At 45.1% G+C, this 12,066-nt stretch carries 11 protein-coding genes; 3 read left to right on the top strand and 8 right to left on the bottom strand.

Going from position 1 to position 12,066, the window contains the following annotated elements; translation table 11 throughout:
• Positions 1-315 precede the first annotated feature (315 nt).
• The 8 genes from yacG to nadC form a co-directional block, all read right to left on the bottom strand.
• Entirely contained in the window at positions 316-513 is a 198-nt protein-coding gene (yacG, locus tag CWO13_RS12900; protein WP_017101236.1) for a DNA gyrase inhibitor YacG, read from the bottom strand.
• Positions 514-594: 81 nt separating this feature from the next.
• Complete coding sequence (gene zapD, locus CWO13_RS12895) at positions 595-1,335, bottom strand: cell division protein ZapD (RefSeq protein WP_017063237.1); 741 nt, start codon at positions 1,333-1,335, stop codon at positions 595-597.
• A 26-nt stretch (positions 1,336-1,361) separates the two neighbouring features.
• Positions 1,362-1,976 carry a dephospho-CoA kinase gene (coaE, locus tag CWO13_RS12890; protein WP_019823817.1) on the bottom strand — a complete coding sequence of 205 codons (615 nt, stop codon included), beginning with the start codon at positions 1,974-1,976 and terminating at the stop codon, positions 1,362-1,364.
• Positions 1,977-1,978: 2 nt separating this feature from the next.
• Positions 1,979-2,848, bottom strand: coding sequence for a prepilin peptidase (locus CWO13_RS12885; RefSeq protein WP_048659372.1), 870 nt, complete (start codon positions 2,846-2,848; stop codon positions 1,979-1,981).
• 66 nt (positions 2,849-2,914) lie between these two features.
• Entirely contained in the window at positions 2,915-4,144 is a 1,230-nt protein-coding gene (locus CWO13_RS12880) for a type II secretion system F family protein (protein ID WP_102433041.1), read from the bottom strand.
• 15 nt (positions 4,145-4,159) lie between these two features.
• Complete coding sequence (gene pilB / locus CWO13_RS12875; protein ID WP_108083045.1) at positions 4,160-5,848, bottom strand: type IV-A pilus assembly ATPase PilB; 1,689 nt, start codon at positions 5,846-5,848, stop codon at positions 4,160-4,162.
• A 1-nt stretch (position 5,849) separates the two neighbouring features.
• Entirely contained in the window at positions 5,850-6,260 is a 411-nt protein-coding gene (locus CWO13_RS12870) for a pilin (protein WP_048659369.1), read from the bottom strand.
• Between the two features lie 253 nt (positions 6,261-6,513).
• The gene (gene nadC / locus CWO13_RS12865; protein ID WP_017065901.1) at positions 6,514-7,404 is read right to left on the bottom strand and encodes a carboxylating nicotinate-nucleotide diphosphorylase; all 891 of its coding nucleotides are present in this window, start codon (positions 7,402-7,404) and stop codon (positions 6,514-6,516) included.
• 83 nt (positions 7,405-7,487) lie between these two features.
• On the opposite strand from nadC, the gene ampD reads away from it, so the two are divergent.
• The 3 genes from ampD (at position 7,488) to aceE (ending at position 12,058) form a co-directional block, all read left to right on the top strand.
• Positions 7,488-8,087: a 1,6-anhydro-N-acetylmuramyl-L-alanine amidase AmpD gene (gene ampD / locus CWO13_RS12860; protein ID WP_048664507.1), complete on the top strand. Its 600-nt coding sequence runs from the start codon at positions 7,488-7,490 to the stop codon at positions 8,085-8,087.
• 483 nt (positions 8,088-8,570) lie between these two features.
• Positions 8,571-9,332 (top strand): pyruvate dehydrogenase complex transcriptional repressor PdhR, encoded by a 762-nt coding sequence (gene pdhR, locus CWO13_RS12850; RefSeq protein ID WP_009847596.1) that lies wholly within the window; start codon positions 8,571-8,573, stop codon positions 9,330-9,332.
• Between the two features lie 62 nt (positions 9,333-9,394).
• Positions 9,395-12,058, top strand: a complete 2,664-nt coding sequence (gene aceE / locus CWO13_RS12845; protein ID WP_017063244.1) for a pyruvate dehydrogenase (acetyl-transferring), homodimeric type — start codon at positions 9,395-9,397, stop codon at positions 12,056-12,058.
• Positions 12,059-12,066: the final 8 nt, after the last annotated feature.

Here is a 12,066-nt window from a genome sequence, read left to right as displayed (position 1 = left end):
ATACCGTCGGAAATCTGCCCCAGAGCTAGGTATATGATTTAGTTCGAAGTCATTAGATTCCCAACTCGTTCGTTCCTCACTCACTCTTGAGGATGACGAATGACAAGCCTTGATAGGCTGTCGAACCGCTGAGGGAGTTTGTGAATCAACCAGAGCTGTCATTCCCTAGACTGACGAAGGAAGGAGTAGGGAATCTCGACTAGCGCCGTGTTATAGGTAATAAAAAAGGATTGACGTTAAACGCCAACCCTTCAAAATTTACTCGCTACTCGCTACTCGCTACTCGCTACTCGCTACTCGCTACTCGCTACTCGGCTAGTACGGATCTTCCGACCAACCATCGCTATCCGACATATCAGGCGCGCCAGCGATGCTGTTCTCTTCATCTGCCCATTCACCGAAATCAATCATCTGACATTGCTTGCTGCAAAACGGGCGGTGCGGGCTTTGTTCACCCCATTCAACGTCAGTATTACATTGAGGGCATTTAACGATGGTGATTTTGTTCGACATAGTGATTCTTAATTAGAGGGTATTGTAAGAAAGAGTTTAGGCTCGAGTGAGGACTCAAGCCAAACTATAAAAGGAAATTAATTAGGTGCAGATCGCCAATTCAAATTCGATGTCTTGAGTACAGGCTTGCCCAGTTTCAAAGCTCATGAACTTAACAGCAAAACGGTTTTTGTGACCCGAGATCATCGGGTAGGCACCGTATTGCATTGGAATAGAAAGGCGAAGGATATTCGCTTCATCGGCATCGCTCTGGAAGAAGCCAGCACGAGCGATTTGCTCTTTAAAGTGGCCAGTCTCTCTGGTGAGCTTCAACCACAGTGTTAGCGCTTCATACAGAGGTTGTAAGCTATCCATCCAAGCTTTAGCATCTCTCATTCTCTTATCGAGAGGAAGGTGCAGCCAATAATGCAGTGCCGGTAAATCAAAGCAGCATGAGCCACCTGGAAGATTAAAGCGTTGGCGAATCGCACTCAGGAAGCGGTCTTCTTTAAGTGACTGGCCAAAACGCTCTGCCTGCATCAGATCACGATAGATATTACCAATGTCATTAAGCAGTGATGTCAGCATCTCTTGATCGACACCTTCAACATCCAACCAACTTTTGTAGGTTACACGTTGTTTCTCAATATCTTTTGCGAGTTCGCTCTTGAGTTGGATCTGTTCGAAGATTTCAATCAGATCAAAGATGGAACGGAAAAAGAGTTGATACTGTTGAGCATCGGAAAATGTAGAAGACAAGTGTAGCTGCCTCAAGAGTGATTCAACTCTTAAGTAGATGCGTGTTTTCTCATTTAGCGGATGTTCAAATTTATGGGTGATCATCGAGCAAACCTTCATTCAACATTGTTCTATTCTGACCCATCTACAGCACTGATTGCCAGATACTTTTGATGTAAATCTGTGATTTGAGGCAAAAGTTCTTGGTTTTTAGTATGGTTTTTAATCACGTCATCTGCAACTGCTAAGCGTTGTTCTCTTGAAGCCTGTGATTTTAAAATTGATGCAACTTGTTCCCTAGAAACATTATCACGACTCATCGTTCGTTCTATTTGCACTTCTGCTGGCACATCAACGATTAATACGCGATCGGTCATGCCTTGCATTTGGTTTTCAACCAATAGCGGTGCGACTAATAAACCATACGGGGATGTGATTTTAGACAGGTCACTGTCAATTTTCTCACGGATCATGGGATGAAGAAGATCATTGAGCCATTGCTTCTCTTTTGGATTCGAGAAGATCAGCTCACGCAACCTACTTCGGTTGAGTGTTCCATCTTCAAGCAAGATAGACTCACCAAAGTGTTCTGTAATCTGTTTTAAACCATCACTGCCCAGTGCGACCACTTCACGTGCCACGATATCAGCATCAACAATATCAATGTTAAAATGCTCATTGAACAGGTTAGCGACGGTGGTTTTGCCACTGGCGATACCACCGCTTAATCCGATAATGATTGCCATGGTTAAATTCCTAGTACAGAAGTGAAATACCAACCCATGATGTCGTTACCCCACATCAAGCTTACCCAACCCGCAATCGCAAGGTAGGGGCCAAATGGAAAGGCTTTATCTATGCCTTGCTGTTTCAAGCGAAGTTGAATCAAACCAAACACAAGTCCAACAAGCGAAGATAAAAGGATGATCATCGGTAGGTGCTGCCAACCAAGCCATGCGCCAAGCGCAGCCAGGAGTTTGAAGTCACCGTAACCCATACCTTCTTTGCCTGTCAGTAGTTTGAACAACCAATAAACAGACCACAGCGCTAGGTAGCCAGCCATTGCCCCTACAACTGAGTCTTGAAGTGATACAGGGCTGATATTAAACAGTGCTAAAGTGATACCAGACCAAACCAAAGGCAAGGTGATTTGATCAGGCAACAACATAGTATCGAGATCGATAAAGGTCGCGGTAATCAGTGCGAAGGTGAAAAAAATCAAAGTAATGGCGTAGTAACTGAAACCAAAGTGGCTAGCAACCATTGTGCAAAGTATTGCGGTAAGCAGTTCGACCAAAGGGTAGCGAGCACTGATTGGATTCGCACAGCTGTGGCACTTCCCCTTTAAGAACAACCAGCTTAAGACTGGAATATTGTCGACGATTCTTAATTGGGTTTTGCATTTCGGGCAGGTTGAACGAGGAATGCTGAGATTAAACTTTCCTTCTGGTGCTGGAATTTTATATTGAGAGAAATATTCCGAGCACTCTTGTTGCCACTCTCGTTCCATCATTATCGGTAAACGGTGTATGACTACGTTGAGGAAGCTGCCGATAAGAAGGCTAAAAATGAAAGCTAATACGGGGAATAGCCAAGGATAGTAGTGAAATACTTCCATAGTGTCCTTTACCACTTAATCAAGGTGAGCAGAGATTACTGCTCATGGGTGTTTAGTTGCTTTTAACTATCCTAACACACTCATAAGATTAAAGATCGGTAAGTACATCGCAACCACAAGTCCACCAACAACGGTGCCTAAAAACACGATGATCAGTGGCTCTAGAATCTTGCCTAAATTGTCGACGGTGTTGTCTACTTCAAACTCGTAAATCGAGGCTACTTTATTGAGCATATCATCAAGGTTGCCAGACTCTTCGCCAATCATCACCATCTGTAACACCATTTCGGGGAAGGCATTGGTATTGCGCATTGCGATATACATCGGCATGCCTGCAGCCGTTTCTCGGTGAACTTCAATGATGGCCGACTCATAATGCAGGTTGCCTGCGGTTTTGGCTGTGGTTTTTAGGCTCATTAAAATCGGAATGCCAGAACTAAAGCTTGTTGATAAGGTTCGGCTAAATTTCGCAATAGAGGCTTTGGCTAATACGCCACCAAGAACAGGGAAACGTAATCCTAGCCGACTGACAGACAGTCTGATCGAGTGGGAACGTTGACACAGTTGGTAAATAATCAGGACAACAAGCCCGATGCCTACAGCCGTATAAAAACTGTAAGCCTGCATCCAATGGGAAAGGTAGAGTACTTTTTGAGTAAACCAAGGCAGGTCGGCACCAAAGCCTGAAAACATCGATTCAAACTCCGGAATCACCATGGTCAGCATTAGATAAGAAACAGTCAGTGCAACGGTGACCACCATGGCAGGGTAAATCAGTGCTTTGACGACTTTGGATTTTAATTGCTCACTCTTTTCTCTATAGGTCGCTAAGCGCTCGAACACTTGTGCGAGATTGCCAGAAAGTTCGCCTGTCGCGACCAAGTCAGTATAGAGGTCATCAAAGTGACGGCTTGCGGTTCGCATCGCTTTTGAGATTGGCGTTCCGGCTTCTACGCCTTTGCAGATGTGCGATAAAATCGATTTCATTTCAGCTTTACGGTGGTTGTCTGATACCAACTTGATGGCTTGCACGATAGGCACCCCCGTAGCCAGCATGGTCGCTAGCTGCCTAGTCAAAATAGTGATGTCTTTGGCTTTGACTCTATGGGTTAAACGAGTGACGGCTGAAATACTTTTCTTTTTGATTTTCTTAATCTGAATGTGCTGCTCTTTGAGCTTTTCTCGTACTTCCAATTCGGTGAGCGCTAAGGTCTGCCCAGACACTTTCTTGCCGGAACTATTAATACCTTTCCAGTGATAGCTTTTTAGTTGTGATTGTTTGGACTTGCTACTCATTGGTGATCCATTAGTTTATAGGTACAGAACACGTTGCAGTTCTTGATAGCTGGTGGTGCCTTCAAGCAATTTATCTAGCCCCGACTCTTGCAGAGTTCTCATGCCTTCTCGGCGAGCCAAGTTTTCAATGGCTAACGCGTTAGGCTTGTCTATCAGGCTATTTTTCAGCTGATCGCTAAAAGGCATGACTTCATAGATACCCACTCGCCCCGAATAACCTTGATTACACTCATTACACCCTTGGGGATTAGCTTTGTAGATGGTTTGGTTGTTAGGAATCGAGTGACGCAGAAATATGTCCGGTGAGTTGTCATCTTCTTTGCAATGGTTGCACAATCGTCTTGCCAGTCGTTGGGCGATAATCAAACTCAGTGATGAAGCGAGGTTAAAGGGTTCTATCCCCATATGAGCGAGTCGAGTGACGGTTTCTGCGGCGGAATTCGTGTGCAGCGTTGAAAGGACCAAGTGACCGGTTTGCGATGCTTTGATCGCGATCTCTGCCGTTTCCAAGTCGCGGATCTCTCCCACCATCACCACATCAGGATCTTGTCGTAAAAATGATCGCAGCGCCTCAGCAAACCCAAAGCCGATCTTAGGTGTCACTTGTACCTGATTGATACCACATAGGTTAATTTCAACAGGGTCTTCAGCTGTTGAAATATTGCGTTCTGTGGTGTTCAGTACTCGAAGCCCAGTATAAAGCGACACGGTTTTTCCGCTGCCAGTTGGCCCTGTCATTAAGATCATCCCTTGTGGGCGTTTCAGGGCATTGAGATAGAGTGCTTTTTGATCGTCGCTGTAACCGAGCTTATCGATATCGAGATTAGCTGCGCTGCTATCGAGTAGCCTCAGTACAATTTTCTCACCCCATAAGGTCGGCAATGTTGATACCCGCATATCAATCGCGAGATCGTCGTTTAAGCGTAACTTAATACGACCATCTTGAGGCAAGCGACGTTCAGCGATATCAAGCTTGGCGAGGATCTTTAAGCGAGCTGATAGACGACGACTTAAGTGAGAGGCGGGTTGCTGTATTTCAACAAGGATACCATCACAACGCAGTCGTACTCGGTAGTGCTCTTCATAAGGTTCGAAGTGGATATCAGAAGCGCCCTTACGTACCGCATCAACCAATATCTGATTGATAAAACGGCTAACGGGGGAGTCGTCCTGGCTGAGGTCTTCAATCGACGCTATCTCGTCGTCAGAGACTTCAACAAGATTGGCGAGTTCATCTTGAGTGATCTCTTTGCGTTTCGAATCTTGCCCGGAAATAGAGCGGCCATACAACTTTCGTATTGCGCCTTCTAATTCAGAATAGTTAGCGACAACGAGTTCTATCTGCAATCCCGTCGCAAATCGGAAATCATCTTCCGCTTGTAAATCGGTCGGGTCGGCTGAGGCGAGTGTGAGAGTAGAGCTAGATACTGAAATCGGGATAGCACGATACTTGGTAATCAGTTCACGTAGCCCTAGTTGATCACACAAAGCTTCATAATCTGTGTTGCTAAGTTGTACTAAGGGTAAGCCGAAGATGGTTTGTATATTGTTTGCTAAGGAGTCGCCTGTGAAGAGATCAAGAATGAGTAAAGCTTCAGGTGTTGAAATACCTGAAGCTTGCACATGTTCCGCCACGGCTTGTTCTTGAGTCAGGCTAAGTAAGTCAGCCTGACGGAGAACTGTAGGGAGGTTGGTTAGCCTCAAATTAGTTACAACCTTCTATTGAAGGAATCGCGCTTGAGGCTGATAGTGAGCATGACCAACCAGTATCTGCATTTCTTGTCATTGTCATGCTGTCACCATCAAGGCTACCGTCCACAAATGAAAATGAAATAGTCGTTCCTGAGGCTGAGATTGTCCCTAACGTGTTTGATCCTGCTGAAACACCTAACGCACTTACACCACCACTAATACTGCCTTCTTCTTGAATTAATAATTCAGCAGGTGTAATTAGCGCTTTTAATGTTGCTAACGCAGAGGATGCTTGGCTTTTCGCTACATAGTTTTTATATGCAGGCACAGCTATAGCTGATAAAGCACCAATAATCGCCACGACAATCATCAATTCAATTAAGGTAAAACCTTTCTGATTCGTTCTTTTGTTCTTGTTATTCATTGTCTAATTCCATTCTTTAGTTTGTTTCAGTGCAAGCACAAGATGGTAGAGAGAATAGAAGTCGAGGTGGGGAAGTGGAATGGTGTTCAGGTGCGGTCGCGAGTGGTTTTGAATTTATTGAATAGCTGTTGCATATAGCACGCAAATTTATGCGATCAACTTAAATAACGGTTTGAAATACTGATAATTAAGGCAATAAAAAAGGCACTGCTATCAACAGTGCCCTTACAGAAATTATCTATTATTCAGTCAATTACGCTTTGAATCTCATTGATAGATCCATTGCTTTTAGGTGCTTGGTCAATGCGCCTACCGAGATGTAATCAACACCCGTTTCAGCGAACTCAGCGATAGTGTCTAGCGTCACGTTACCAGAGTTTTCTAGTGCAGCACGGCCAGCGTTGATTTTAACGGCTTCACGCATCATGTCGGTAGTGAAGTTGTCTAGCATGATGATGTCTGCGCCAGCGCTGATCGCTTGCTCTAGCTCTTCTAGGCTTTCGGTTTCAACTTCTACTGGTTTACCTGGGTTTAGCTCTTTTGCTGTAGAGATAGCTTTCTCAATGCCACCACACGCGATGATGTGGTTTTCTTTGATTAGGTAAGCGTCGAAAACACCGATACGGTGGTTGAAGCCACCGCCACAAGCGACTGCGTATTTTAGTGCGCTGCGCAGGCCAGGAATCGTTTTACGAGTATCTAACAGGCGGCACTCTGTATGTTTGATTTTGTCTGCGTAGATAGCCGTAGTCGTCGCACAGCCAGATAGCGTTTGAATGAAGTTCATTGCGTTACGCTCACCCGTTAATAGCGCGCGTGCTGGGCCTGTTAGCGTGCAAAGCGTTTGGTTTGGTTCAACTTTGTCGCCATCTTCTACATTCCACTCGATAGTCACTTCACCGCCCAGTTGCTTAAACACTTCATCAGCCCACGCTTTACCACAGAACACGCCGTGCTCGCGAGTAATGATGGTTGCGCTGTTGATTGCGTCTGCAGGGATTAGACTTGCCGTAATATCAGCCGCTGGATCTAATGTTCCACCTAGATCTTCTTTGATGGTCTCAGCGACTGCACGAGTGATCTCTAGAGGCAGTTGCTCTTTTAAGTAGTCAAGGCGTTGGTGGCTGTTATGTGTGTTTTTCATCGCAAATCTAATCTTGAAAGGGAGTGGGAATGGAATGATACTCTTGCTTAACTTCAAATTAAAGAGGCTAGCGCGACTGCTCTATGGGCAAGGTCACATCTTATTGTGCTAGCAGAAAAGAAAGTGAGACCAAGATGACGATCAGCTCCAACGGATGGTACGACAACGCTCGGCATGTTCCTTCCCCGTATTTTGATGCTAGACCTAGTGTCGAGGATATCTCTCTGCTGGTGGTCCACAACATTAGTTTGCCTCCGGGTCAATTTGGTGGGCCTTACATCGAACAGTTTTTTACAGGCAAGCTAGACCCGTCGGAACACCCATTTTTTAAGGTGATTCACCAAATGGGCGTATCGGCGCACTGCTTGATTCGTCGTGATGGCGAAGTGGTGCAGTTCGTTTCGTTCTTAGACCGAGCTTGGCATGCCGGCCATTCGAGCTTTGCAGGGCGTGACAGGTGTAATGATTATTCGATTGGTATTGAACTGGAAGGCAGTGACTTTGTGGCGTATAGCGAGCAGCAGTATCAAGCGCTTGCCCAATTAACAGAAACGATTGTATCCACTTTTCCTCAAATCACCACCGAACGCATCACTGGTCATCAATATATAGCGCCTCTGCGTAAAACTGACCCTGGCTTGGTGTTCGATTGGAAGAAGTTTAAAGGAAAGCTAAAAGCTTAAGTCTTAGTTTTTGGTTATGACCTTACCGCTGTTGGGCGTTGAATAGTCAACGCCTGGCATAATGACTTGTGAATTTTTGTTGTTGCGATGTAAAGAAAGTGGTGGAGAGAAGAGCATCAATAAATTGAGAGTGTGACGAGCTTATCAAACACCCATTTATTAAAGTTTATGAACAGAAATTCCACCCTAAATGTGCGCTTGGTTCGATTTTTAAACAAGTGGCACTAATCTTTCTGAAACAATTCATTTTTATCCTGAAACTTTCTAGCACGAAACCTCCCCAAAAGTATTACCCCTGTAAATGGTAAGACCAATTTGGTTGCTGTTTTAAATTTCATTTGTTAAATCATGGTTAATTCACACTGCGTTCTATGATGCAGGTCAATTTTACACTGGACAGTGGCGTTTTAATTATGTTAATTTCTGCCCAACTTAAAATTGGTATTACCAATTGTCAGCGAAGAAAAAGAAGAACAACAAACTATGGCTTATCAAAGGATTCGTCAGCCAAAACTCTCCGATGTTATCGAGCAAGAGTTAGAAAGGTTGATAGTGGAAGGAACACTGGCTCCAGGACAGCAGCTGCCGCCTGAGCGTGAACTGGCGAAACAGTTCGATGTGTCTCGTCCTTCAATCCGAGAAGCGATACAACGTTTAGAAGCAAAACGCCTGCTTACTCGCCGTCAAGGTGGAGGTACGTTTGTTAGTGAAAATATCTGGAAAAGCTTTTCAGATCCTTTGCTTAATTTGTTGTCCTCCCATTCTGAAACCCAACTAGACTTGTTGGAATCGCGTCATGCGATGGAAGGGATTTCGGCTTACTTCGCGGCATTGCGTGGCACTGATGAAGACTTTGCTCGAATTCAAGCATGCCAAGAGAAAATTCGTGGTGCGCAAGATAAGGGTGATATTGAAGCCGAATCTGCAGCGGTGATGGCTTTTCTTATTGCTTTAACAGAGGCAGCGCACAATGTGGTGTTATTGCACATAGTTCGTAGCTTGGCTCCGTTACTTGAACAAAACGTCTTAGAAAATTTAAAGCTGTTGCATCGTCGTAAAGACGTTGTGGAGAAAGTGAGTATACATCGAGCTAACATTGTAGATGCGATCGTTTCAGGACAGCCAGAACAGGCACGTGAAATGTCACACTCTCATTTAGCTTACATCGAAGAAACATTGATGGATTTGACCAAAGAAGAATCGCGTCGCGAACGTTCTTTACGTCGAATTCAACAGGGTAAATAGCCGTAATACTTCGGCTTTTTACGTGTTTAGTAGAATCCAACTAACAAAAAGGATAGATCGCCATGTCTGACATGAAGCATGACGTTGATGCTCTGGAAACTCAAGATTGGTTAGAAGCTCTTGAGTCAGTAGTACGTGAAGAAGGTGTAGAACGTGCACAGTTTTTACTAGAACAAGTTCTAGATAAAGCGCGTTTAGATGGTGTTGATATGGCTACAGGCATCAACACAAACTACATCAACACAATTCCAGCAGCACAAGAGCCAGCTTACCCTGGTGACGTAACTCTTGAGCGTCGTATTCGTTCGATTATTCGCTGGAACGCAATCATGATCGTATTGCGTGCTTCTAAGAAAGACCTAGACCTTGGTGGTCACATGGCTTCTTACCAGTCAGCAGCAGCGTTCTACGAAGTATGTTTCAACCACTTCTTCCGTGCTCCAAACGAGACTGACGGTGGCGATCTAGTTTATTACCAAGGTCACATCTCTCCAGGTATCTACTCTCGTGCATTCGTTGAAGGTCGTCTAACTGAAGAGCAGCTAGATAACTTCCGTCAAGAAGTTGATGGTAAAGGTATTCCTTCTTACCCGCACCCTAAACTGATGCCTGAGTTCTGGCAGTTCCCTACAGTATCTATGGGTCTAGGTCCGATCTCTGCGATCTACCAAGCGCGCTTCCTTAAGTACCTTGACGGCCGTGGTCTTAAAGATACTTCTGCTCAACGTGTATACGCTTTCCTAGGTGACGGTGAGATGGATGAGCCAGAATCACGTGGTGCTATCTCTTTCGCTGCGCGTGAGAAGCTAGACAACCTATGTTTCCTAATCAACTGTAACCTACAGCGTCTAGACGGCCCTGTAATGGGTAACGGTAGCATCATCCAAGAACTTGAAGGCCTATTCAAAGGTGCAGGTTGGAACGTTGTTAAAGTTATCTGGGGTAGCAACTGGGATTCTCTACTAGCTAAAGACACTACTGGTAAGCTTCTTCAACTAATGAACGAAACTATCGATGGTGACTACCAGACATTCAAATCTAAAGATGGCGCATACGTACGTGAGCACTTCTTTGGTAAGTACCCAGAAACAGCTGCACTAGTTGCAGACATGACTGACGACCAAATCTTCGAACTGAAGCGTGGTGGTCACGACTCTTCTAAACTGTTCGCTGCATTCAACAATGCAAAAGAGACAGGTGGCAAGCCAACAGTAATCCTAGCTAAGACAGTTAAAGGTTACGGCATGGGTGAAGCTGCAGAAGGTAAGAACATCGCTCACGGTGTTAAGAAGATGGATATGACTCACGTACAATACCTACGTGACCGTCTAGGCCTACAAGACATCCTTTCTGATGAGAAAGTGTCTGAGCTTCCTTACCTGACTCTAGAAGAAGGTTCTGCTGAGTACGAATACCTACATGCTCGTCGTAAAGCCCTACAAGGTTACACGCCAGCACGTCTGCCTAAATTTACTCAAGAATTCAAGGTTCCTGAGCTAGACGCATTCGCACCTCTACTAGGTGAACAGAAGCGTGATATCTCTACAACTATGGCTTATGTACGTACGCTAAACATCCTTCTTAAAGATAAGAACATTGGTAAGAACATCGTTCCTATCATCTGTGATGAAGCTCGTACATTCGGTATGGAAGGTCTATTCCGTCAGGTTGGTATCTACAACCCACACGGTCAAGAATACACACCTGAAGATAAAGGCATCGTTTCTTACTACAAAGAAGCAACGTCTGGTCAAGTACTTCAAGAAGGTATCAACGAACTAGGTTCTATGGCTTCATGGGTTGCTGCTGCAACTTCATACAGCACAAACGATCTACCGATGATTCCGTTCTACATCTACTACTCAATGTTCGGTTTCCAACGTATTGGTGACATGGCATGGCTAGCAGGCGACCAACAAGCTCGTGGCTTCCTACTAGGTGCTACTGCAGGTCGTACAACACTGAACGGTGAAGGTCTACAGCACGAAGATGGTCACTCGCACATCCAAGCGAACACTATCCCGAACTGTATCTCTTACGACCCAACGTTTGCTTACGAGCTAGCGGTAATCATGCAAGACGGTATCCGTCGCATGTACGGTCCTGAGCAAGAGAACGTTTACTACTACCTAACAGTAATGAACGAGAACTACGCAATGCCAGCAATGCCAGAAGGCGCTGAAGAAGGCATCCGTAAGGGTATCTACAAGCTTGAATCTCACGCTGGTGCTAAGGGCAAAGTTCAACTAATGAGCTCTGGTACTATCATGAACGAAGCGCGTAAAGCAGCTGAAATTCTAAGCGAAGAGTACGGCGTAGCATCTGACGTATTCTCTGTAACGTCGTTCAACGAACTAACTCGTGACGGCCAAGCGGTAGAGCGTGACAACATGCTTCACCCAGAAGCTGAAGAGAAAGTACCGTACATCACGACTGTTCTTGGTAAGGAACCTGCAATCGCAGTGACTGACTACATGAAGAACTACGCTGAGCAAGTACGTGCGTACATGCCAACTGAGTCTTACAAAGTACTTGGTACAGATGGTTTCGGCCGCTCTGACAGCCGTGCAAACCTACGTCGTCACTTCGAAGTTAACGCTGGCTACATCGTAGTTGCAGCTCTAACTGAACTGGCTAAACGTGGTGACATCGAGAAATCAGTAGTTGTTGAAGCAATTGCTAAGTTCGATATCGACACTGAAAAAACTAACCCGCAATACGCATAAGACTGGCA

The sequence above is a fragment of the Vibrio sp. ZF 223 genome (assembly GCF_003050585.1).
Lineage (GTDB): Bacteria > Pseudomonadota > Gammaproteobacteria > Enterobacterales > Vibrionaceae > Vibrio > Vibrio crassostreae.
Note: the sequence above shows the minus strand (reverse complement) of the source record. Positions and strands in the feature narration are given on the sequence as shown.

Coding starts and splice junctions, on each gene's coding strand:
- yacG (WP_017101236.1), bottom strand. CDS start 513: ATGTCGAACAAAATCACCATCGTTAAATGCCCTCAATGTAATACTGAC.
- zapD (WP_017063237.1), bottom strand. CDS start 1,335: ATGATCACCCATAAATTTGAACATCCGCTAAATGAGAAAACACGCATC.
- coaE (WP_019823817.1), bottom strand. CDS start 1,976: ATGGCAATCATTATCGGATTAAGCGGTGGTATCGCCAGTGGCAAAACC.
- CWO13_RS12885 (WP_048659372.1), bottom strand. CDS start 2,848: ATGGAAGTATTTCACTACTATCCTTGGCTATTCCCCGTATTAGCTTTC.
- CWO13_RS12880 (WP_102433041.1), bottom strand. CDS start 4,144: ATGAGTAGCAAGTCCAAACAATCACAACTAAAAAGCTATCACTGGAAA.
- CWO13_RS12870 (WP_048659369.1), bottom strand. CDS start 6,260: ATGAATAACAAGAACAAAAGAACGAATCAGAAAGGTTTTACCTTAATT.
- nadC (WP_017065901.1), bottom strand. CDS start 7,404: ATGAAAAACACACATAACAGCCACCAACGCCTTGACTACTTAAAAGAG.
- ampD (WP_048664507.1), top strand. CDS start 7,488: ATGGGCAAGGTCACATCTTATTGTGCTAGCAGAAAAGAAAGTGAGACC.
- pdhR (WP_009847596.1), top strand. CDS start 8,571: ATGGCTTATCAAAGGATTCGTCAGCCAAAACTCTCCGATGTTATCGAG.
- aceE (WP_017063244.1), top strand. CDS start 9,395: ATGTCTGACATGAAGCATGACGTTGATGCTCTGGAAACTCAAGATTGG.